We start from the raw sequence: 22,455 nt of genomic DNA, 5'->3' as shown, positions 1-22,455 counted from the left end.
TCTGTGTATCTGGGGGGGTGATGGTTGGTTAGCTGACGCCGAGGAAGGCGAAGATCGGCACAACCGAAACAACGCCCATGTACCAGGTGAGCCCGGTAACCAGGGTTCCGAGCACAAGCAGCCAGCGCGGGTAGCGGTAACCGTTCATGAGGTCGCCCCTGAACCATCCAACATACATAAATATTGTGAGTCCGATGGGCAGGATGAGCCCGTTGAACCCACCGGCGAACACGAGCAGGGCGGCGGGGGCCGTGCCAACAATCAGGTAGATCCCGAGCGAGACCAAGATGAAGACAACCGTTGCCAGGTTGCGGCCGCGCTCGGTGATCTTCTTGTTAAACACCGTGATGAACGAGATCGAGGTGTAGGCGGCGCCGATCACACTCGTGATGCCGGCGGCCCAGAGCACAAGCCCAAACGCACGGAGTCCAAACTCGCCAGCCGCTGCTTGGAAGGCCTGTGCTGCTGGGTTTGCTCCGCTGCCTGACGTGTCGATGACAACGCCGCTCGCCACAACGCCGAGGATCGCGAGGAACAGGATGTAACGCATCACGCCGGTCACGAGAATGCCGTTCAGCGCAGCCTTCGAAACCTGCTTGATGTTGTCGACGCCGGCCGTTCCGCTGTCGAGCAGGCGGTGGGCGCCAGCGTAGGTGATGTAGCCACCAACGGTTCCACCAACGATGGTGGTAATGGTGGCGAAGTTGATCTCGTCCGGCCAGACGGTCTGTCGAAGGGCCTCACCAACCGGGGGGCCCGACACGATTGCGACGTAGACCGTCAGCAAGATCATGACGATGCCGAGGCCAATCATGACCCGGTCAACCGCGATGCTGGCGCGCTTCGCGAGGAAGATGGCCACCGCGATGAGCGCGCTGATCGCGCCGCCAATCTTCGGGTCGAGCCCAAGCATGGCGTTGAGACCGAGCCCGGCGCCTGCGGTGTTTCCGATGTTGAACACGAGCCCGCCGAAGATGACGAGCACGGCGAGCACGTAACCGCTGCCAGGGATCGCCTCGTTGGCGAGGTTCGCGGCGCGCTTGCCAGTGACCGTGACGATGCGCCAGATGTTGAGCTGCACGATGAAGTCGATGAGGATCGAGGCGAGGATGCCGAAGGCAAACGCCGCGCCCATCGTTGCGGTAAACGTTGCGGTCTGGGTAATAAAGCCTGGGCCGATGGCCGAGGTGGCCATCATGAAGATGGCCCCAATCAGGGATGCTTTGCGGGCACGAGCAAAACCGGCGGCTTGCTGGCCGACGCCTTCTACTGAGGAACCGTCGGTTGTTTCAGCCGTTTCGGGAGCGTTCTGGGCGGGTGTCATGGTGTGTGTATTCTTCCTGGCTCTTGGTTGATTCGATGCGCCACTGCAGCGAAAGCCTGAGAGCATTGCGAGAAGCTTATTATTGCTCAACAAAAATGTAAAGATTGTTGAGCAATTAACATCCCCAGAGTCCCGGCTACACTGGCGGAATGGCTCGAGACGAGAAACCGGCACCGGTAACCCCCTCCCTCACCGATCACGTTGCGGCAAATATCCGCAACAAACTGGTCAGCGGAGAACTCGTGCCCGGACAGCAACTCTCCGAAACCTCACTGAGCGAAAGCCTCCAAATCTCGCGAAACACGCTCCGCGAAACCTTCCGCATGCTCACCCACGAGGGCCTGCTCGTGCACGTGCCAAACCGTGGCGTTTTCGTGGCAACGCCATCCCTCGCCGCCATTATTGACATCTATCGCGTGCGCCGCATCATCGAATGCCAGGCCATCGTGCTCGCGCCCCCTCGACATCCAGCAAGCCAGCGGATGCGGGCGGCGGTCGAAAGCGCCATCACGTCGCAGGCAGCGGCCGACTGGCTGAGCGTTGGAACGGCAAACATGGAGTTCCACTCGGCCGTAGTCGCCCTCGCCGACAGCGAGCGCCTCGACCGGCTCTACCGCAATATCTCGGCCGAGCTCAGACTCGCGTTCGGAATGCTAGACGACCCCGAGTTCCTGCACGAGCCCTATATTGGGCTCAACCAGGACATCCTCGAACTCTTCGAGGCGGGACAGGCAGAAGCCGCGGCAAAGGCCCTCGACGATTACCTCGTGCAGTCCGAGCGCACCGTGCTCGCGGCGTATGCGAGGTATGCCGCCGCCGCGGTGTAACCCAGCGATCTCGTCGGGTCCGAGGCACTATCGCGTCCGACGTCTTAGCCGAGACGACTCACGGCCTACGGAGCGATCACAATTTTGCCGCCGCTGTGCCCGCTCTCGAGCAAGGTGAAGGCGTCAACAACCCGGTCGAGCGGAAACACGTTGGCGATGGGCAGGTCGAGGTCTCCGTCAGCCGCCCGCTGCGCAAGCACGCCAAGGGTAACCGCCGAGCGCACGTATTGCCCTGGGCTCACGATGCCAAACTCGGCAATGGCCCCATAATCAACGATGGAGCAGATCCGGTCGGCGGGCAGCCCGAGCTCTAGGCCTGCCTCGACGGTCTCACGCCCCGCGTTGTCTTGCACCGCGGTAATTCCTTCGGGGGCGATGGCCCGCACGCGATCCGCGAGCCCAGGGCCATAGGTGGTTGGCAGGATGCCGTGGGCCCGCAACACGTCGTGGTTGCGCTCGCTTGCGGTGCCGATCACGGTAGCGCCGCGCGCAATCGCAAGCTGGGCGTATAGCACGCCGACCGAACCTGATGCAGCGCTCAGCAGCACGGTGTCGTTGGGGCCGATGTTGAGCGTTTCGAGGGCCGCAACGGCGGTCAGGCCGGGCGTGGTCAGCGAGCCGGCGACGGTCCAGTCAAGCGAGGCCGGCTTTCGGGCAAGCTGGGCAGAACGTACCCGCACGAGTTCGCGCAGGGATCCCCCAATTGACCAACCCATCACTTCGTGACCGGCAAGAATCTGGCTGCCGTCGGCATGCACCGCCTCCGACCCCGCTTCGACAACAACACCGGCAAAATCGGAGCAAATCCCGCGCGGAAATTTGGGGTCCTTCAGCGGAACAAGCCCCGAACGAACCTTGCGGTCGTAGGGATTAATTCCGACTGCGCGCACCTCAATGACGACCTGGTTGTCAACCGGCGTTTCAGGATCAGGAACGGTCACAATCTGGAGCACCCCTGGCCCGCCAAATTCTTCGTACACTACCGCGCGCATCCGTTGCTCCTTCTGTGCCAAGTTGCCGCGCGAGACACGGCCCGGCGATGCGGCTTCGTAGGCGTTTCCGACTGGTCAGCGCACCGGGCTCATCCCCCGCACCTTTGCAGGCTACTGCTCCGGCATCCAACGTTCAATGGTTCGGGATGTTTCTCACGCTGCCCAGGGGTTGGCGCCGCGCTGCTCCAACATCTCAGCGAGCATCAACTCCCCGGCCCGACCCAGATGCTCACGCCGCACATCGCGAGACCGAACACAGAGAGAAGACAAATCGTGAAGACTCCTGGAACCTCGTGGTCTTCGATGGGTGGCAGACCCAGTTCAACGTTTCGCTCGCTTGCCGTCCGGTATCGGCGAAGCAGGCGAAGCCGAATCCGTTTTCGAAACACCAGGCCCATCGCCCCCGAAAGCCCAAACGCGGCGGCAACACAGAACACAAGAAGTTGAAAGAGTGTCATCACTCAACCCTGGAGCTGCGACAGCTGCACGATGCCAACAATCAGAAGAGGAGTCCCCACAAAAAGCCCGGCAATGCCAACAAACATGATGGTTCCTGGCGTCGAGTTTTGGGCAGCCTGCTCGGCCATCGTGCCACCCCTGCTCCGTTGCGCGTTGGCAAGCCAGCGAGCGACCTTCGCCGAGCGAAACATACACAGGAGGCAGAGCGCAATCGCAAAGGAACCGCCGGCCACAGCCAGCCAGCCCTCGGCGGCGGGGCTCAGTTCGCCACCGATTTCCATCAGTCTTCGCTCCAAATCGTGTTGTCCTTCCCGCAGAAATTCTTGAGTCTTCGCGTTCACCACGCTGCCACCTACGACTGTCATCAACGCACGTTCCACTGTGTGGCCGAAGCCCGAGCGTCGACCCGATGTCGCCGCTTCATCCACAGGTCAACACCCGACAACGCCCAACACAGGGCGAGAAGCATCCAGGCAAGCTGAAACGGCGGGGTCCATCCACTGTTCGAGTCGCAGCCTCTCTCCATCGCCATCTCGTAGATGTTGTAATTCATGAACCCGTACATGATCGAGCTGATCACTCCGAGGAGGGCAACAAGGTACAGCAACGACCTCAGCACGCGCCAGGCAGAGAACGGATAATCAAGTGACCAACGCGCCGGCCGCCCAAGCCGCACTGTTTGATACGTCGTAACGAGGACCGCAGCGGCTACCTGGCATGCCAGGTGGGCGAACAACAGTACGGAACCGTCCGTCCCGATCTGGTCCAGGACGACCCTCAGCGAGAGACACGACTCTATCGGGTACTGGAAGTAGGCGTAGGCAACCCCATACACGGTGAGGGCTAATCCGGTCAGCGCGAAGACGGCTCGAACGAGTCCGGCAAACTTGCTCGCGGTACTTCTCACGAGGTGTGTCCGATGGCAGCACGGATCTGGTTTACGATTCGAACCAATTCGCCCTCCGAAAGAGAGGTGAGCCCCCAATTCTTCTCATTCATAGGAAACAGAACCACGCGTTCCTCTGGATCTGCCCGCAGCGTCAGCACGATGCCCCGACGTTCCCCCAAGGTCATCAATGATCTGCTCGTCAACCCTGGGCCCAATTCGACCGACAGAATCTCTGAATAAGGGACAGTAACGCTCGGACTCAGACCTGTTGCGGCTCCCGAGAAATGGATTTCGGCTGCAGTGACGATACAAATCAAGTACTCGTCTTTATTCTCGTCAAAGAGTTTCCGATGTTCCATACGCTCAAGCACAGAAAACAGCCCAAACGAACGCCGAAGCATGTATGCCGCCGAGTCAGACCCGAGCTGTGTTCTCACCACGTTGAGTTTGCCTCGTACCTTCGAAGTCAGGATCCACAGCATCAAGGCACTAAAACCAATAACAAAAGCAACGATGCTCAAAACGATCGCAAAAAGGGAAACCATTTGGTCGCCTCGAGGTGGCCCCGCAAAGAACCGGATGGACCCACCGACGATTCCGACAAGAGCAACCGGCGCTCCGACCAACGCGTATCCAGCAACCTGTCGCCTGAATCGTCGCCTTTCGAGAACGGCTGCGTGTCCGAAGGCTAAGGCGGCTTCGGAGTATCGAGAATCGCGTGCAGGCTCTTCTTCAGACATGCGGCATCCAAAATCGCGCGCCATATCGGCCACGAATTTCCTTCGCTACGCGTTTTGGCCGGTTCGTCATGACCGACCCGTTGCGTTCAATAATGTTGAGTGCAAGCGGGATTTTTTGGTCATCGACAAGAACGTCAATGTTCACCACCTCCACGGACTGCCCGACGATAGCAATCCATTCGGTTCGGCACGTGATAACGGACGCCCAAGACAGACTCATAACGCGTTCCATCGATTGTTCGCTTCCCTGCCAGAGCGAAAGACCGTTCTCAGCAAGAACGAGCGATCCGCTCGAACGAATTTTGGGCGACACATCTTCAGGCCCGGGATATTGGACCCAAATCCGGCTGATCCCTGACCTCATTTCAGAACATCGCAACCAGGTGAAAATATCGGCGGAAGGAAACTGTGCGCGCAGAAACCGACGCCGCGAAAAATATCCTCGCAGAACGAAGGCAGCAAACCCCAAACAGATTGAACCAACCAGCATTAAGACCAGAGCAAACAGAGCAAGCAGACTTAGCTCATCCATTTGAGTAAGCCCAAGCACGGCGACCGCAGCAAAACATGCCGCAAGTAGGGCTTGTCCTGCGGCGGTCACAGAGAGCGGTCGCTGCGTCTGCCGCGAGCCCCAGCTCACGGCCCCTGCCGAAGAGACCCTGTCAGCGACATACGGTGTGCCCTCCCTGAGGATTTCCCCTGTCCGCCTGTGCAATTGGGGTAGCTCCCTGTGCTCGTTTTTCAGCGTTGTGTACCCATTCGACGTTTCGATTCGAGTGCGTCGTGTGGCGAGCCAGCTGAGCACCGGAACACCAACGGCAGCGAAGCACAAAAGACCGCCAAGTCCCTCAAAAGCTCGCTCCCTCGTTCCGCCAGGAAGGGCAACAACATCCCAAGATATGAAAAGAATCGCAACCGTTGAAACCAGCAGGATGACGACCACTGCCGCATGCATCCGCAAAAGAACCAGGGCAGAAACTCCAGGCACTAACGACGAGGCGTCTCGGTATTGCCGGTTCGACGGATTTGGTTGCTTGTTTCGAGGCACGTGGCGACTAGGCATTTGGGCCCTCACTCAGGTGGCTCGAAACATAGGCTTTGGCGATGGGCTCGATCTCCAAGATGCTCATGGGAAATAGGCCAGCGTACTGGAGCTGGTTCATGCGCAACGGCACATTAATAATTGCGCCGTCTACTCGCACTCCGATAACAAGCGTCGGATACACCGAGTTCGCCGCGTGGTCTGTGCGAACGAGCAGGTAGGACAACCGGGCGACCGGAATCTGAACAACACGCTGAAGCCCTCGGCGGTAGTTCCAGATCTCGATGCCTTCTCGCCCAAGGCCCACCGAATAGTACAAGCGCAGCTTTCTTGGCACCGCTGCCAGTTCAGGATGGAGCCTTCTGATCGCGGCCGATGCGCTGCTGCTCCATTGGCCGTGCATGAGCACGTTCCTGGGCGAGACATTCTTCAGCGCCTGCAGGCGCCGACTGTTATTTTTCGCCCAATAGACGACGACGCTGACGACAAGCAACACGATAAAACACACGATGGCAATCACATAGACCAACGCAGAATCGCTCGAAAACACTTAGGCAACTTTTCTTTTTGCACAAGCAAAGCCAAGACCCGCGATACTTCTGCACAAAGATAACTAGAGATCGAAGAAGCCATTCAACACAGTTTTCAATGGTGTCGAGTACTAGACCGACAGATATTGATACGTCAACCTCAGCTGTTCCGGCTCGACACAGACGATGCGCAGACCCGTTATGGGCTTTTGCCCCCGCGGATATGAGTACGTGCACCGCCACGAGGAAGAACCCGGGTCTTTCAAATCGGCTATCCGAAACTGAGACTGTAGCGCCGAGAATGACTGCCAAATGAGAGTCGGACATTCCGCATCGCGAGGACATCCGTTCAGCACCGTTTTCGATTGAACAATCGAAGTCATCACGTCAGGAGTGACGATAATTTCGATGTCGCCGTTACCGTCAAACATGCCCAGCGCATCCTCGCGAACGACCTCATAGGCACCCAGTTCAAGATCGGCAGCTAACGCGCCCTCAAGCCCGTTCCTCGCACTGCTGAGTACCAGATGTATTACCGAAAGAATGATGCCGGCTGCGACGAAAACAGCAACACCGGCAATCGCTGCTTTACTCGCGAACCAGCGTTTTTGGGGCAGCAACTGAAGCACCCCCAAGGTGATTCCAGGGCCTGAGACGCCCTTGCCATGTGTCCAGATTTTGCGAACCGTCATCTGACCTAGTCATCGCACATACCAAGAGCCTTTTGAATCTGCGCTAGCTGAAGGATTGCATCGTCACTCAGGTTTCGAGCACGCCCCATAATGGCGATAGATTTCAGAAATAGGGGGATAGGGAGCTCCTGCGAACGCACGTAGAGAAGCAGTGGAACTCGCGTCTGCCCAGCATCGACCCATTTGCCGATCGATACTCGTTCAATTGAGGCACGCGGAATTGTGATCGAGATGGCAGCCTCCCCTCCATGTTGCATCACGGTAATCCCCTGGGACGAGAAACGAGCAAAGCGTAGTCTTCGAATCCCCCATCGGCCACCAGAAGTTTCCGACAAGACCTGTCGAAGACGCACCACGGTTTCAAAGGTTGGCGCACACAGGAAAATGACATCGTTGCTTCCGATCCCTTTGCGATACCGACGAGAGTTCATCTCTGACCTGCGCAGCAGCACAAAACAAAACACCCAGATCACGACCCCGCCACATCCAGCACTGGCCACGAGCAACACAAGGCGGCTCTGCTGCGACGGCGGAAGAGACAACTGCGAAACAAGGACCAGACCTGAGGCCAGCACCAGCCCCGCAAAGCAGATCGCGAAGATTCTGCCGTAAATCGGGCGCTGAACCGGCGAGGCGAGAACGCTCCGAACTGATTCCGACGCTCTGCTCGCGCGCGCCTCAGCCAGTGAGTACTCACTGACGGACAGACCTACCCCACGTGATTCACCAGCCTTGGTAATTCGCTTGCCAGTTATTGAGTCGCGAAGATCCGCCAAGGGATATTTCCCGGGCAACGTCGTGTATCCACGTTTCACCTCATAGCGCTCCACAAGCGGGAGTCCTCCCCAGAAGAGCAGCGCACTCAGCAAAAAAGCGCCACAACTCGCTATAAAAAACACGCCCCATGGATGCATTTCAAACCGGTTTGCTGCAGCAAAAATTGCCGAAACGAGGACAAGCAGCAGGCACACAAACAACGCAATACCAACAGCTTGCGTCAACCAGAACGCCGTCAGCACGACTGACCAGTTGTCCCTTCGAATAATCATCGACTCCTCTAGCGCCTTGGCTTCAGTCAAAAGAACACTTCGAGATACCTGTCTATTTCAATCAACGGATGCCGAAATCTCTTCCAAGGATAGTTCAGAGCGCGTTTATTCTGACACTCAGGAATTTGCCCACCGCGGTTGGCGGTGAACTCGAGTGCGATGTGACGCAACTCATACAATCGCTTGCCCTTGCTACCCCGCCTCCCGAGAGCCAATACGCATGTTGATGCTGCGTCTGAGCTAGCCAAACGGTTCCATCTCTTCCCGCGTCAGCCGCGAACGAGGAACATTGCGCTGAGCGTGCGGCCGACTCCCTCAAGCAGTTCCCCGCGGAAGTGGCATCGGTGGCGCGCCAGAGGCCACGTCCACGGCCCCATATTCTCCGCCTAGAACGCCCAATCCATACACCCGAAACGCCCCACAGCATCTGCCTCGGAGGCAAGAATCCAGCAGCTTATCCGGCTACTCTCAATACCTTCACTCGATACTTGCGGCGAGGAAGGATCACTGCCACTTCGCGGGTTCCGGACTGGCCGACATCGGGTCATCCATCACGATTACGTTGAGGTTTTTGTAGAGCGTCCGCAGCTCCGAGGTCTGGTACATGGTGGGTAACCATAGCTCGAGTCGATGCGGAGAGAACGCGATTGGCCCTTGAGTAGTTTGGATAACTAGAGCCGGAATAATGAGGCTGAAAAGTCGGGTGTAACTGTTCTGGATTTCGCGAATCTGCCCTCTGGGAATAACCAGCTCACCAACAATTTCAACTTCACGCTGATCAAACAGCCAGACTCCCCGATTATCGATCATGAGAATGAAATACAGATGCTTCTCGAGATACGGGCGAAGGCCGACTGTTTCCTCTGGAAGCTGCTGCACGAGCCGATTCCTCACGTGTCTCGGGATCAGCGACCAATACATGTTGGCCTGCGGCATATTCAGCCGCAATATCGATATGTCTTTTCTTGCTCGTGCGGCTGCGATAAATGTCGGCAGGGCCGCACCAAGAACGATGCCAGCCATAATCAAAGCGCATCCTGGCAAGACGAGAAACAATGCGGTGAGTTTGCCGCCCGCTACCAAAGCAAATCCAGCAACAACGCAGAACAACACACCGCCCAGAGCAATACCCGATGAAAATAGCATCGGGTGACGCGCTATCGCCTGTCTCCACATTCTCGTCAAAACAGTTGATGCCCTTCTGCTGAAGCAGTTGAAGGATCATCCATCAATATTGCATTCAGGTTAAGACGCAAGGTTCGCAAATCGGAAGGCTGATAAACGACCGGATACCATTGATCGCGCAAATGGGGTGAAACAGCGATTGGGCCCTTGACCGTCTCTAAAATAAGCGCCGGACTCAAATCGGTCGCCACCCGTACATAGCCATTTTTTGCCTCAATAAGTTCACGTCGCGAGATGAGTATCTCGCCGACGAGTTGTTCCCTTTCCTGCCGAAAAATCCAGACACCTTTCGGGTTAATCATTAGCACAAATTGTCTTTGCGAATGAAGATACTTACACAACTCTAGATCGTGACTTCGAACAAACTGTTTGAGCTTTTTCCTGTTTGGCCGAGTGATATATACCCAGAGAAACTCGCCTGTAAGCCCGGTGGATTCAAGCTCAGCAATATCTCGCTGCGCTCTCCGATAACTGGCCAGGACTGGCATAAATACCCAAAGCACAATCGACAGGATAAAAAGCACCGCACTCGTCAGAAAGAGCACCATTGCGGGCTTGGGATACCCTTCCAGCAAGACATACGCACCAAGACCCATGAGCATTAGACCGAGAACGGTAAAACCGGACGGGATATATCGTTCCCACCTCATACCGAACGCTCCCTGAACTTATGCCACTAGCAGTCACGCATATTTATTAAACCAAGCCAACCAACCAGTAATTCCTAAAACAGCCTATGGACTCAAGCTGGTTTCAGCGTCTCGAAAACAGAAATCCATACGATTCTTTAATATTGTCAACCAACCGCTGCGAGGGACCTAGAAAACGCGACGAGACGAGCTTTCCATTGCGCTCAACAACCAAGAAAGTCACCGGCACCTGAGATTGACCAACAATGACCTCAAAACGTAGGCCGTAGTACGGCGTGCCCACATAGTCCATTTGGCGTGCCGAACAGCCTGCAATCATCCCCCATGGAACGCTCACCAACATCGTCAATGCGTGAGCTGATCCCTGCCAGACCACAAGTCCGTCGCGGTCCATCACAACAGAACCATTCGGGCCGAACCGAGGGGAAGGGCCTGGATCGAGCGCAGACTCTGCCCACAATCGTTCCAAGCCTCCTCGCGTTTCTGCGCTTTGCAGGTACGCCAGAATAGTTGCAGAGGGGAAACGGGCCCGGAGCGCCCGTCGCCTCGACAAGTATCCCGGATACATAAACGCCGAGATGATGAGCAACGGGATTCCAGCGATCCCCAAGGAAATCACTAACAAAGCCCCTTTATCCAGCGGCTCGGTCGAAGCTGACCAATTCACTTGACTAATTTCGAGTGCAAGCCTGCAGGCCCAATAGATGGCAATCACGAGCAGCGAAATGGTGAAGACGGACAACGCTGATGGTCGCTTCAGACCGGATCCCCAGACTGCTTCAGCATTCGTTCGGCCGGGGGCCAGGGAAACTTGTTCTGGTGTCCGGACAACCGCCCCCGTCTTCCAATGAAGCTGGTACAGCTCAGGATGATCGTAGAAGAGCGTCGTATATCCACACGAAGTCTCGACTCGCACACGCCTAGACGCTAATAGCCAGAGTATCGGTACAAGGATCACACATGCCGCAACCGCCGCCCCTCCCGCCCTCAAGAAAAGATCAAACACTGTAGGTGAAACAGGCACCACCCGGAGCGCTACGAGCGCCACTACCGAGGTGAAGACAATAAACACGAGGTTCTGAAGTTTCCCCCAGGTGTAGGCAGACACACCGCTCTTCAAAGCGGGCACCCGAGCAATCTCGTTGTTCATCGCACCTCTCTCGTTGCAACTATTCCTGCAGATCTCTCGAACTTTGTTTTCAATGCCCTCAATCGAACTGTCTTCTCAACCCGATGTGGCGATTCGCGACCCAGAAAGTGCCGCTGTCCATCCAGTGCCTAGGATTTGGCCAACTTTTTCAAGACCTTCTCGAATGAGTCGACGAAATTGTGCCTCAAACTTTACTGCGATGTTTGAGCCTCTCCAACCGACAAAGGCAAATGCCGCGCCAATAATGCACTCCGCTATGCCACCAGCGCTGAGATTAACGAGAGACCGCATTCATCCCATGAATGTGGCTGCACTGTCAAGAATTTTACCGAGCACAACCGCAGGGCTATAGAACCAAAGTAATGACGAGAATGCGCCAATTATCGAAACAGCGTCAAGGATAAGGCCAATCGGGTCATACGTCTTGTTATGACGTTCAGGCGCTTTGCTTGTATCTTTTGACGGCGACTTTGCTTCGCCCTTCGGTTTCGTTTGAGACGGACCGGTGGTCGGCGTCGGTTTTTGTACAACAGGTGGTGGAGAAACCAGCAGACAATGCGCAAGCCGACCTGCAACATGACACGTAATCCAATGCCGAGGAGCAGTCGCAGGATTGCGATAGGCTCCCGGCGCCGCACCAACAAAGGGCGCACCCGACGGAGTCTTAAAATCAACACGACCGCCTCGGATATAGCACGTGCTCATGTTGCTTGAGCTATACCCCAACGTGTCTAGAAGCAGTCATCTCCAAGGGCAAACCGCTCATCGTTGCAAGTCAAAAAACCTGCAATCGCCGTTCTTCCTAAGCATCGTCTTTTGGAAGAGAATAACAAATACCCCATTGCGGCTTCATCAGATACTTCTGAAGCTCAGAAAAAGTTGGTTTGTATTTTGATTCAAACAAATGATATTTAAATTTTGCACTTCCTTAATATCCGTCCCTAACTCATACCTGAATCTACAGACCCAGTCCGAAGTATTTTCAGTCGAAGGCAAAAAATCGGTTCCGACAACGGAGCGGACCTGATTCGTGCTCAACCAGCTTTCACCGGAACATTCAAATGACACACCACATCCAGAAAAAACATCCGAGGATTCGTACAGGGAGGCTGCTACCCCAGAAGAAACCACGACTGTCATGCTCCCATCACCAACAGCGAATCCCCACGGATCGGACTGGACTATTTGATAATCGCCAAGATCAATTTGGTGTGACCAAATACTTGAAAAATGGAATCGCGGGTTTAGCAGCACCACAACAAGCATGACGATCAACATCGATACCAAAGTAGACACCGCATACATCAGCGGCTTTATAGGTTTCCGTTTTGTCACGGAGTCTCCATCCAAACAGCCAATATTGGCCAGTTCAAGGTCGCACTAAGACTACCCACCTAGAAGCAACCGTATGATCTGACAGCGAATGATTCTGCAAAACCTGCGTCGTCAGCAAGATCAAAGAAATGATATGGAAGGTTAGAAACCTTATCTGGCTCAAAGTCGTAGTGATCATATATCTCAAAACAATTCATCGATACTCGACTCACGTTATACGTACCGATCGCCATGTACATCCAATGATTCTCAACTAACGGCGCGTAACTACGCTGGTCACCAACCGGGATATTGTATGCAAAATCGTAAAACGATTGATCATATCGGAAGTAGTTCCAGTTGATGTTATAGGTCGCTCCTCCGCCAAAGTAAAAATGCCCCAAGAGGTCGATTGGCAAATCAATACCCGTTGTCCACTCACTCACGCAGTGTGAAACGCCGTTGGCAAGCACGCGACAATGCCTATCCGGCACAAATTTATGAACGCCAACGGGTGAGTTCGGATTGGATGAGGGTCGGGCCATATATTGATAGGGTCGTGGTGTCACCGCATACGCTTGTTCCTCAGGCGTCGCAACAATTCCACGCCCCGAGCTCACCATACGATCAAGTAAAGCAGTCTGCGGAACTTTTGGGACCCAAAGACCACAAGCGCTTGTGTATTTGGTGTAGCACTTTGCAGCTTTATATCCGAGTACGTCGACCAGCGAAGCCGGGTTATTCGTCACGTACCCATACCGCGCCAACGACTGCGGCTGCTCAATCAACCCACGCCACGAATCCTGAGACAACCACACACCAGTCGACGGGTCATACGTCCGCGAGAAATAGTTATTCAACCCATAACCAGGATCCGAACGCTCACCAGTAAACCCAGTAACTGCGTCCCAACCCGACGACTCAAACATCTGCACACCCCACGCCGAATACGACGCAAGATCCGTCACCTGACCACCAACAGCCTGCGCCGCCGTCGAACCCAAATTATCCAACAAACTCCACGACGCCTCACCGCCCTTCGACTGCAACGCAACATCACCGAAGGAATCACGAACCAACGTCGTCACCTCACCAGCGTCACCGCCCGGGCTCGTCAATTGCTTCGTGTTTGGGCCAGCCTGGAACGGAGCCTTCGACGAGGTCTCCGTCTTTGTCGTCTGCTGCACAACACTGTCACCACTCCACGTGCTCGTCGTCTCCGACGTACCCAGCTCAGTAGTGTCAGACTGCTTCACCTCACGACCAAGACCGTCATACCCAAACTCACTCACACGCTCCAACGAAGTGACCTTCGTCAAACGATTCTCATCGTTGTACTCATACGACGTCTGCTCACCATCAACGTTTCGCTTGATACGGTTACCGTTCGAGTCATACTCAAACTTCGTCACTGACTTCTCAGTTCCCTCACCAGGAACAGAGATCAACGCATCCGAACGAGAAGCACTCGCCGCCGGCAGCTCAACCTTCGCCGGAGTACTCGTCACCTGCGACAACAACTGATCGACCTCATTAAACGTGGACTTCGTCTCACGAATACCACCAGGTGACTCCACGCGAGATAGCGTCCTATTACCACCCCGGTCGTACGCGAAGGTTTCGGTTACACCATCAGAACTTGCAACCCCAACCATCCGATCCATGCGATCGTACGACACGCCACGCGTATCCACAGCCGGTGCCAACGGAGAAGCCAACAACTGATCGCGCTGCTCCTGCGTCAACCCGGGAATAGTAGCCAAGACCGCTGGATCAACGTCCGCTGGGCCTTCCGACTCGGTCCCTTCTGCAGCACCGTCATCAACGGAATCATCCGGCGCGATAACGGCCTGCTTGAGCGCAGCAATGACCGAAGCGTTTCCGATCGACCGTGTCGCCTCCGAGACATTTCCTGCCTCGTCGTAGGTGTAATCGAACACAATGGCATCGCCAGCTGCGACCGGAGAAACCGGGGACGGCAACGTGCGGTCGGCCAGGTAATCCCACGACTTCACACAATCCCGCCCAAGCGAAGACACTGCCTCACGATCGGCCAGGTATCCAGAAGCGTTGATGCAGGTAACTTGTTCCGTACCGCTCGGGATCAACCGACGAACTTTCTGCTTCTGTGTGAGGTTTGGGTTCGCCGAAGTCAACCCGTTCTCGTTGAGCGTCTGATGCGTGATCGAAACTGGACGGTTCAGAGCGTCATAAGCGTATGACGTCACGACACCGGTTGCGGCGGGTGCAGGCTGCTCAGATATTTCCTCCACGGCCGCTGCCTTGGTGCCGGAAGCAGTAGCGTTGTCCTGACTCGCCGAGCTGTTGCGGACCATGCGAGCTAGGTTGCCGGCAGCATCCCACTCGTAGGCCACAGCACCTGCGTCAGACTGCAGCGCCAGGGGGCGCCCAGCCGCATCGTAGGTGTACTCAACAACCTGGTTCTTCGGCATCGTGAGCTTCGTCATGAGACCCGTTGGGTCGTACTCGTAGCGAACCTTCGCCCCGAGCACGTCGATCTGTTCGGTCATCTGACCGAGTTCGTCGTATTTCCAACCTGAAACGCCCTCAGGATCAGTCATGGCGATCATTTGGCCAACGGCATCGTATTCAAACGACACCTGACCAACCTTTGTTACCTGGCCAGCCTCGTCGTATTCGTACTTTTTCGATGCGCCATTGGCGTCTGATTCAGTGAGTAACCGTCCAAGACCGTCGTACTGATAGGTCCACTGTTTGCCGAGCGCGTTACGCTCGCTCAAGACACGCCCGGAGGCGTCATACTCAAATACCGTCTCGGCCTTGGTCGGCGAAATCTGTTTCACCTTCTGGCCTGTGGATGACCACTCAAATGTGGTGGTCGAGTTTACGTCACTGCCAACCTTGGCCATGGCGCTTTCCAGCGCGTCGCCAGTTGGGGTCTCGCCTGAGCCTCCGAGAGACTCAAGCGGATTCGCCAGGTACCCCTCGATCACCTCGGTGAGCTGCCCGCTCACGTCGTAGACGTACTTCGTCTCGTTACCGCGCGCGTTCGTCAGCGATATTTGACGACCAGCAAGATCGTAGCCATACGTCGTGACGCCACCGAGGGCATCCGTTACCGAGGCAATTTGGCCAGCAACCGTATACGCGGTGGAGGTTCGGTTGCCGTTGGCATCAGTCACCGCTATTTCGCGGCCCAAAACGTCGTATTCGTGCGACACCACGTTGCCAAGAGGGTCGGTTTCCGTCAAGACGAGCCCGGACTGATCATACGTAAACGTTGATACCCGGCCGGCCTCATCTGTGCTCTGCAAGACGTTGCCGGCAACGTCATACACAATTGTGGTGGTATCGCCGACAGGGTTGACGGTGCTCGTCACCCGGCCGGCAACGTCATAGATGTTCTGTGACACTCGACCAGCAGCATCCGTCTGCGACAGGACATTGCCGTCCACATCGTAGGTCATGGAGGTCTCGCGACCGGCCGGATCCGTGACCGTGACGACGCGGTCCATGATGTCGTAGGTCATGGAGGTAGTGCTCTCAAGCGTGCCATCGGCGCTTGCTGTTGTCTGCTTGAGCGGGCGGCCGACAATATCGTATTCGGTCGAGCTCACGATGCCCGTGGCGTCGACAGACTTTGTGACCCGACCAGCGCGGTCGTACTCGGTAGCCGTTTCGGCACCCTCGGGGTCAACCGTTTTGAGCACGTTGCCAATCTTGTCGAGCTCACGCTCCCAACGTCCACCAGCTGGGTCGACAGTAGTAACCGCTCGATACTGGGCATCGAGCTCAAACTCGGTGACAGCCCCAACGGGGTCAACCATCTTGGTGAGCTCGTCCTCCGTCGTATAGGTGTATTCCGTCACACCACCGTCAGGAGCAGTCTGCTGAACCATGCGAAACAGATCGTCCCACACATAACTGGTCTCGGCACCAACAGGGTCTACCTGCTTGATGAGGTGATCGTTTTGATCATACGTAAAGGATGTGACACCGCCACGTGGGTCCGTCTGGGAAACAACGCGGTCACCCCCGTCGTAGGCGTAGGTCGTCACGCCGCCCATGGCATCCGTCTGGGAAACCACCCGGTTTGCCAAATCGTAGACAAACGTTGTCACGGCGCCGGCTTTATCGGTTGTCTTCGTCAGGTTGCCCTTGCCGTCGTATTCTTTGACGATGCTGCCGCCACCGGGCGATGTAATAACGGTGAGGTTGCCAGCGGCGTCATACTGCCGCTTCTCGATTGTCCCGTCGGGGAAATGCGTCGCGGTGACCTGGCCACGGCCATTGATTTCAAACGATGTTGTACGGTCAGTACCATCCGGGCCGCCCTGGTCTGTGACCGACGCCACCTCACCGGTTGGAGTGTAGGTGTAGCGCAGCCACGAGCCGTCGGGCTTCGTCTCTTTCGTGAGATTTCCGGCACCGTCGTAGGTGTACTTCCAGACATCACCGGCCTCATTGGTGTAGCTCGTGACCTGGTTCTTGTCGTCATAGGTGTAACCAGTGGTCACACCGGATGCCTCGGTTGTTCCCGTAATGCGGAACTTCGAGTCGTAGCGGAAAATCGTCGTGGAGCCTTCGTTATCCGTGTAGGTCGTCTGGCCCTTTGCCGGGTCGTAGGCAAGTTTGCGCAGGGTACCTTCAGCATCCCACTGCTTGACCACGCGACCCTCTGCATCATACTCGTTGCGGAGGTAGGTGACGTTTTTCGCGTCGGTTGCCGTGAGCAGCTGGTGTTTGTCGTCGTAGGTAAAACCGCGAACTCGCCCGTCGGGATTAGTGATGTTCACGAGATCACCGGCGCCGTTGTAGTTCAGCGTCCAGACTCGACCGTCTGGGTGACGGAACGTTGAGACTCGACCCAACGCGTCAGAGCCAACCTGCACAATCTGACCAGAAGCATCCGTAATCGAGGCGAGCGGCAGGAACTGACTCGCATCGGTCGCCGCGCCGTAGGCGAGCGTGTAGGTATTGCCGGCGCGGTCGGTCTGCGACACGAGCTCGCCGATTCCCTCGATATCCGACGTATCGAACACCCAAGTCTCACCCTCGTTACTCTTCAGTGTGAGGCGCCCGTCGGCTCCAGCCGTCAGCGTCTGGTAGACGCCAGGCTCTGAGACAAATCCACCGGCACCGTCGGGATTGAACATAAAGGAAGCGCCGTCGCCCCGGACCACCATGGCCGAGCCGTCGTCAAAGCGCTGGGCACGGGCGCCGAGGCCGAAGGACCATCCTGCACCTGTACGAGTAAGTCTGCCGTCCTGGGAGTTATAAACGAGCGTGAGGTCGATGGCCTGCCCGGCTGCTCCCTCAAGCGAAAACAGCGGCTCAGTTTCGATGAGGTTACCAGTCGAGAATGAAATAGGGTCTGAACCATACATCAGGTAATTCTGGTAGCCCAAGTGGCGCCAGCGTTGTTTCTCCGCGTCTGTGGGTGGCGACGGCCAGCCTCCCGCGGCAGGGTCGTGGCAGTCGAATCCGCTCTCCTCGAGGAAAGTCGCCATACCCGTAAATGCACCGTTAACAGTCGCTTGAAAGCCCTCGTCGATAACTACCCGGTCATAATTGTGATCAATATAGAGCGTTTCCATATGAGCGACGATGCCGGGGAGTCCTCTGAGCTCCGGATAAGGAAACATAGCGCTCGTTTTGTGAATGGCACGACGAGAGGTGAAATTCGGCATGTTGTCAAAGAGCTTGCCCGCCAGATGCTGATCAGCAACGCCTCCCCTGTGGAATATCTGGCTTCCACCGTCGTCCAGCTGGCCCCACGGATACCCATGCCAAGCATCAAACGCAAATGTCATGGTCACATCTGCGTTGGCAGCAGCGGCTATGCCAGCCCGAATGTCCTGCGAGACGTACGTCTGCGCTGGATCTTCACGCGTAATCGTCACGTCGGCACGGCAGTGCTGTGCCAGCAGTGTCTTCACGCCCTGGGCCAGACGGATGTTCTGCGGTAGCTCAGTCATGGGTCCGTTCGGACCGGTCGTGTGTCCGACATCGTCGTCGGGGTCGAGCACAATCTTTGGCCCTGGCGGCGGAACAAACTTCTTGCCGATCACCACAAACTGCGAGAGGTGGTTCAACTCACCGCGCACAATGCCTGCCTCGGCGTCATAGTACGAAGGAATCTCAACCCATGGCTCACCATCGGTCTCACGAGTGGCGATTCGGATGGAGCCAAGGTCGAGCCCCTCCGTCTTGTCCTTCGCGAGCGGGAACTCAAGCGCAACTCCGGGAGTCATCTCGGTCACGGCCTGAGGCATGTCTTCCTCAGGCTCAGACAGCGTCACGTCCGCAGGAAACTGCGTCACTTCGGTTCCGTCAGGAGCCGTAGCCGTAATCTCAACAGGCGTTGTCAACACCTGCTGATCAGTCTCGGTTGCCGCTAGCTTGGCCACCCGCTGCGGAAGTGCGGAAAGCTCAACATCGAGTTTCTCGGCAATCTCGTAGCCAGAGAAGGTGGCCTGGACTCCGGAGGCATCGTCGCGCAGTACGGTTTCCTGGCCGGGCGTGATGTCCGCATCCACGAGCGGCTCGCTCTTCGTCAACGCGAGTGCGGCCTCAGACTTTGCCTGCTGAGTTTGTGATGCCCCGCGCACTTCAGCGAGGTTGCGCTCAGCCTGATAGGCGGCGAGAAGGGTTGGGCTCGCGGCGGCAGGCGTCACGGCCATCTCGCACACGAGGGCGCCACCAACTGCAAACACAAGAGCGATCCGGGAAACTAGCAGAACTCTCTTGACCCGACGGCTTACTCGAGGCCGCTGACGTCGCGCGATCATTTGTCGCCGCCAGCCGTTACGCCAGCCTCGTCAACGACGATTAGTTCGCTGAGTGCGGATTCGGCACCGGCAAGCAGTCCACGGGACGCGCGACGGCGCTGGAGCACAATTCCGCCTGCGATGAGGGCCGCAGCGAGCAGCGCGATGGCGGTCCAGCCGATTCCGGTCAGGGCAAGGCCCGGATTCCCAGGAGTTTTCACGCATGCGGCCAACTCATCCGCGTCTGAGATGCCGTTGTTGTTGTAGTCCTCGAGCCCGGTTGCACACGTACGGTCCCCACAGATCACAAAGTTGATCCAGTCCGCAATGCCGTCGCTGTTGGCGTCTTCTTTACCCGTTGCGCACGTCTCGTTGCCGCAGGTCAAGATCTCTGCGAAGTCTGGAATGCCATCCTCGTCTTTGTCTGCCGTGGGCGAGGCGCATGTGGTCGTGCCACACGCCGTGATCTCAACCCAGTCGGGGATTCCGTCGCCGTCAGCGTCTTCTTCGCCCGTTGCGCAGGTGAGCGACCCACAAATCTGCTGCTCAATGATGTCAGAAATGCGGTCGTTATCAACATCTGAAGCTGCAAAAGCTGGCTGCGCCCCGCCAAACACAAAGATAGCGAGTACGGCACTCGCGATGATCGCGGTTAGTCGTCGGCGGGTAGACACCTCCCGAGCGTGGGCAGGACGGAAGCGGGCGCTGAAGAATGCAAGCATCGGGGGGAGCCTTCACAGTTGACACATCATCGGGGGAACTGTCTTGAAAACGGCAACCATTGGCGCAGAGAAACTCAGGACATTAAGAGAAAACTCTATAGAAACGCCTAGGCAATCCCCAAGTTATGAAGCCCCAAAATCACACTTGTTATCAAAAATTTATAGTTAAGAAGATTATTAGCCAAACACTCTCGCAAGCATTCAATACATTGGCTTGCCCAGCGAACCAAGTCCCAGGGGTGGGATCAATACATCTTCGCCACCACCGCGCCCCTCGGTCGCAGCATCCGATCACCATTCGCTCGGGTGAACACACACGATTGAACTCGTCAACCGCTTGTTGTTCTAGTTATGCTATAACTATAGATATAACGCCCCACAACACGAGAGCGTCACTATGACTACACCAATCCCCATCCAGCTCAACGGGGTGACAAAAACGTTCGGCAGCGTCCACGCCGTCGAAAATGTCACCGCAACCATCAATCCGGGCCAGGTCACTGGCTTCCTCGGGCCAAACGGCGCGGGCAAGACCACGACCCTCCGCATCCTGCTCGGCCTTGTTGCAGCCACAAGCGGTTCCGCAACCTTTGGCGGAACCGCCTATCGCGACCTCGCCTCGCCGCTCACCACGGTCGGCGCCGCGCTCGAAGCCGGAAGCTTTCACCCAGGGCGCTCCGGGCGCAACCACCTCGCGGTCTACGCAACGGCCGCGCGCATCCCCAAGGCTCGCATCTCGGTTGTGCTCGACATGGTTGGCCTTACCTCAGCGGCCGACCGCCGCGTTGGCGGATACTCTCTCGGTATGCGCCAGCGACTCGGCCTTGCCTATGCGCTGCTCGGCGACCCACAGGTCATCGTGCTCGACGAACCCATCAACGGGCTCGACCCAGAAGGCATCAAGTGGATTCGCGGCTTCCTCAAGCAGCTCGCCGCCGAGGGTCGTACCGTGCTCATCAGCTCGCACATGCTCAGCGAAGTACAGCAAACCGTTGACGAGGTGCTGGTCATCCGCAACGGCAAGCTGGTCTACACCGGGTCGCTGGCGCAGCTCGAGTCACGCCACGCAACGGCGGTGCTCGTGGCATCCCCAACACCGGATGCCCTGCAGAGCGCACTGGTAACGGCCGGCTTCGCGCCCCAACAAACACCAACGGGATTCCTTGTACCAAACGCAAACGCGGCGGCCATCGGACACCTTGCGTTCACCGAGCGCGTTGAACTCCACGAGCTCCAGCAGCAAAACACCGGCCTCGAAGACACCTTCCTCGAGCTCATGAGCGAAGGAGAGACCCGATGAACACGCTCACGGCGGCCGTCGCATCCGAGTTCCGCAAGATCAGCAGCACCCGCCTGTGGTGGATTCTTGCGCTCGCACTCTTCCTCTACGTTGCGGCCATGGCCGGCGGGCTCGGGGCGCTCCTCGGGGCAACCGACGCTGGCCTCATCGGCGAAGACGTTGCCAACACCGGGGGCATGCCCCTCGACCCAACGCTCATCTACACGTTCGCAAGCTCGATCGGCTTTGTGTTCCCGGTGATCTTCGGAGCCATCATGGTCACCCAGGAGTTCCGGCACAAAACCGTCAACCCCACCTTCCTCGCAACCCCAAAACGCGGCGTCTCGCTCACGGCGAAGGTCATCACCATGTTTGTGTGGGGCGGCATCCTTGGCCTGATCGGAACGATCGGTTCCGTCGGCGTTGGCGCAGCAGTCCTCGGGGGCTTTGGGGCGGATACCCTGCTCGGCGACAGCGAAACCTGGGCCATCATCGGCCGGATGATTCTCGCACTTGCGCTCTGGGGTGCCATCGGAACGGGGCTGGGGGCGCTCATCCCGAGCCAGATCGCTTCGATCGCCGTTGTGATCGCCTTCACCCAGTTTGTTGAGCCGCTGCTTCGCTTCGCGGCAACCCTCGCCGACTGGACCGCAGAGGTTGGCAACTTCCTGCCGGGGGCCGCAAGCGACGCCCTCGTTGGCGCAAGTTTTTACAGTGTCATCGCACCTGGCACGGGTCTAGAGTGGTGGCAAGGCGCCCTCGTGTTGGCGGCTATTGCAGCCGCAACCACGATTGGCGGATACTTTGTCAGCTGGCGACGCGACATCACCTAAGAGTCGCAGCGCCGCATGATTGCAGG

General features: G+C 57.1%; 19 protein-coding genes. 3 read left to right on the top strand and 16 right to left on the bottom strand.

Features of this window, described 5'->3' with window-relative positions; translation table 11 throughout:
* Positions 1 to 28 precede the first annotated feature (28 nt).
* Positions 29 to 1,324 carry an NRAMP family divalent metal transporter gene (locus FHX76_RS13885; RefSeq protein ID WP_167151565.1) on the bottom strand — a complete coding sequence of 432 codons (1,296 nt, stop codon included), beginning with the start codon at positions 1,322 to 1,324 and terminating at the stop codon, positions 29 to 31.
* A 149-nt stretch (positions 1,325 to 1,473) separates the two neighbouring features.
* Between FHX76_RS13885 and FHX76_RS13880 the strand changes: the two genes are divergently transcribed.
* Positions 1,474 to 2,151 (top strand): GntR family transcriptional regulator, encoded by a 678-nt coding sequence (locus FHX76_RS13880; protein WP_167151563.1) that lies wholly within the window; start codon positions 1,474 to 1,476, stop codon positions 2,149 to 2,151.
* 65 nt (positions 2,152 to 2,216) lie between these two features.
* Here FHX76_RS13880 and FHX76_RS13875 read toward each other — a convergent pair whose 3' ends face one another.
* The 15 genes from FHX76_RS13875 to FHX76_RS16155 form a co-directional block, all read right to left on the bottom strand.
* Positions 2,217 to 3,143 carry an NADP-dependent oxidoreductase gene (locus FHX76_RS13875; protein WP_167151561.1) on the bottom strand — a complete coding sequence of 309 codons (927 nt, stop codon included), beginning with the start codon at positions 3,141 to 3,143 and terminating at the stop codon, positions 2,217 to 2,219.
* A 203-nt stretch (positions 3,144 to 3,346) separates the two neighbouring features.
* Positions 3,347 to 3,601 (bottom strand): hypothetical protein, encoded by a 255-nt coding sequence (locus tag FHX76_RS13870; RefSeq protein WP_167151559.1) that lies wholly within the window; start codon positions 3,599 to 3,601, stop codon positions 3,347 to 3,349.
* Between the two features lie 3 nt (positions 3,602 to 3,604).
* Positions 3,605 to 3,967 (bottom strand): hypothetical protein, encoded by a 363-nt coding sequence (locus FHX76_RS13865; protein WP_167151557.1) that lies wholly within the window; start codon positions 3,965 to 3,967, stop codon positions 3,605 to 3,607.
* Positions 3,967 to 4,509 (bottom strand): hypothetical protein, encoded by a 543-nt coding sequence (locus tag FHX76_RS13860; protein WP_167151555.1) that lies wholly within the window; start codon positions 4,507 to 4,509, stop codon positions 3,967 to 3,969. The genes FHX76_RS13865 and FHX76_RS13860 overlap by 1 nt, the downstream gene beginning before the upstream one ends.
* On the bottom strand, positions 4,506 to 5,264 hold the full coding sequence (locus FHX76_RS13855; protein WP_167151553.1) for a hypothetical protein: 759 nt from the start codon (positions 5,262 to 5,264) through the stop codon (positions 4,506 to 4,508). Before FHX76_RS13855 ends, FHX76_RS13860 begins: the two co-directional genes overlap by 4 nt.
* Positions 5,224 to 5,832, bottom strand: coding sequence for a hypothetical protein (locus tag FHX76_RS13850; RefSeq protein ID WP_167151551.1), 609 nt, complete (start codon positions 5,830 to 5,832; stop codon positions 5,224 to 5,226). The genes FHX76_RS13855 and FHX76_RS13850 overlap by 41 nt, the downstream gene beginning before the upstream one ends.
* A gap of 454 nt (positions 5,833 to 6,286) precedes the next feature.
* Positions 6,287 to 6,823 carry a hypothetical protein gene (locus FHX76_RS13845; protein ID WP_167151549.1) on the bottom strand — a complete coding sequence of 179 codons (537 nt, stop codon included), beginning with the start codon at positions 6,821 to 6,823 and terminating at the stop codon, positions 6,287 to 6,289.
* Positions 6,824 to 6,934: 111 nt separating this feature from the next.
* A complete protein-coding gene (locus FHX76_RS13840; protein ID WP_167151547.1) occupies positions 6,935 to 7,495 on the bottom strand; it encodes a hypothetical protein in 561 nt (186 codons plus the stop codon).
* A gap of 5 nt (positions 7,496 to 7,500) precedes the next feature.
* Positions 7,501 to 8,574, bottom strand: a complete 1,074-nt coding sequence (locus FHX76_RS13835) for a hypothetical protein (RefSeq protein ID WP_167151545.1) — start codon at positions 8,572 to 8,574, stop codon at positions 7,501 to 7,503.
* 474 nt (positions 8,575 to 9,048) lie between these two features.
* Positions 9,049 to 9,690 (bottom strand): hypothetical protein, encoded by a 642-nt coding sequence (locus FHX76_RS13830; protein ID WP_167151543.1) that lies wholly within the window; start codon positions 9,688 to 9,690, stop codon positions 9,049 to 9,051.
* A 35-nt stretch (positions 9,691 to 9,725) separates the two neighbouring features.
* Positions 9,726 to 10,379, bottom strand: coding sequence for a hypothetical protein (locus FHX76_RS13825; protein ID WP_167151541.1), 654 nt, complete (start codon positions 10,377 to 10,379; stop codon positions 9,726 to 9,728).
* 103 nt (positions 10,380 to 10,482) lie between these two features.
* Positions 10,483 to 11,529 (bottom strand): hypothetical protein, encoded by a 1,047-nt coding sequence (locus tag FHX76_RS13820; RefSeq protein ID WP_167151539.1) that lies wholly within the window; start codon positions 11,527 to 11,529, stop codon positions 10,483 to 10,485.
* A gap of 852 nt (positions 11,530 to 12,381) precedes the next feature.
* The gene (locus tag FHX76_RS13815) at positions 12,382 to 12,864 is read right to left on the bottom strand and encodes a hypothetical protein (RefSeq protein WP_167151537.1); all 483 of its coding nucleotides are present in this window, start codon (positions 12,862 to 12,864) and stop codon (positions 12,382 to 12,384) included.
* A 59-nt stretch (positions 12,865 to 12,923) separates the two neighbouring features.
* On the bottom strand, positions 12,924 to 19,541 hold the full coding sequence (locus FHX76_RS13810; protein ID WP_167151535.1) for an RHS repeat-associated core domain-containing protein: 6,618 nt from the start codon (positions 19,539 to 19,541) through the stop codon (positions 12,924 to 12,926).
* A gap of 71 nt (positions 19,542 to 19,612) precedes the next feature.
* Positions 19,613 to 20,269 carry a hypothetical protein gene (locus FHX76_RS16155; protein ID WP_208402681.1) on the bottom strand — a complete coding sequence of 219 codons (657 nt, stop codon included), beginning with the start codon at positions 20,267 to 20,269 and terminating at the stop codon, positions 19,613 to 19,615.
* Positions 20,270 to 20,714: 445 nt separating this feature from the next.
* On the opposite strand from FHX76_RS16155, the gene FHX76_RS13800 reads away from it, so the two are divergent.
* Together FHX76_RS13800 and FHX76_RS13795 are read left to right on the top strand one after the other, a co-directional pair.
* The gene (locus FHX76_RS13800) at positions 20,715 to 21,617 is read left to right on the top strand and encodes an ABC transporter ATP-binding protein (RefSeq protein ID WP_167151533.1); all 903 of its coding nucleotides are present in this window, start codon (positions 20,715 to 20,717) and stop codon (positions 21,615 to 21,617) included.
* Positions 21,614 to 22,429, top strand: a complete 816-nt coding sequence (locus tag FHX76_RS13795) for an ABC transporter permease (protein WP_167151531.1) — start codon at positions 21,614 to 21,616, stop codon at positions 22,427 to 22,429. The genes FHX76_RS13800 and FHX76_RS13795 overlap by 4 nt, the downstream gene beginning before the upstream one ends.
* Positions 22,430 to 22,455: the final 26 nt, after the last annotated feature.

Source organism: Lysinibacter cavernae, from assembly GCF_011758565.1.
In the GTDB taxonomy this organism is placed as follows: Bacteria; Actinomycetota; Actinomycetes; order Actinomycetales; family Microbacteriaceae; genus Lysinibacter; species Lysinibacter cavernae.
The sequence above is the reverse complement of the archived record's forward strand: the minus strand, read 5'-3'. Positions and strand labels throughout refer to the sequence as shown.

Bases quoted from the DNA above. Each gene is read 5' to 3' on its own strand.
- FHX76_RS13820 (WP_167151539.1), bottom strand. From the start codon at position 11,529: ATGAACAACGAGATTGCTCGGGTGCCCGCTTTGAAGAGCGGTGTGTCT.
- FHX76_RS13870 (WP_167151559.1), bottom strand. From the start codon at position 3,601: ATGACACTCTTTCAACTTCTTGTGTTCTGTGTTGCCGCCGCGTTTGGG.
- FHX76_RS13830 (WP_167151543.1), bottom strand. From the start codon at position 9,690: ATGCTATTTTCATCGGGTATTGCTCTGGGCGGTGTGTTGTTCTGCGTT.
- FHX76_RS13885 (WP_167151565.1), bottom strand. From the start codon at position 1,324: ATGACACCCGCCCAGAACGCTCCCGAAACGGCTGAAACAACCGACGGT.
- FHX76_RS13825 (WP_167151541.1), bottom strand. From the start codon at position 10,379: ATGAGGTGGGAACGATATATCCCGTCCGGTTTTACCGTTCTCGGTCTA.
- FHX76_RS13800 (WP_167151533.1), top strand. From the start codon at position 20,715: ATGACTACACCAATCCCCATCCAGCTCAACGGGGTGACAAAAACGTTC.
- FHX76_RS13880 (WP_167151563.1), top strand. From the start codon at position 1,474: ATGGCTCGAGACGAGAAACCGGCACCGGTAACCCCCTCCCTCACCGAT.
- FHX76_RS13840 (WP_167151547.1), bottom strand. From the start codon at position 7,495: ATGACGGTTCGCAAAATCTGGACACATGGCAAGGGCGTCTCAGGCCCT.
- FHX76_RS13875 (WP_167151561.1), bottom strand. From the start codon at position 3,143: ATGCGCGCGGTAGTGTACGAAGAATTTGGCGGGCCAGGGGTGCTCCAG.
- FHX76_RS13865 (WP_167151557.1), bottom strand. From the start codon at position 3,967: ATGACAGTCGTAGGTGGCAGCGTGGTGAACGCGAAGACTCAAGAATTT.
- FHX76_RS13795 (WP_167151531.1), top strand. From the start codon at position 21,614: ATGAACACGCTCACGGCGGCCGTCGCATCCGAGTTCCGCAAGATCAGC.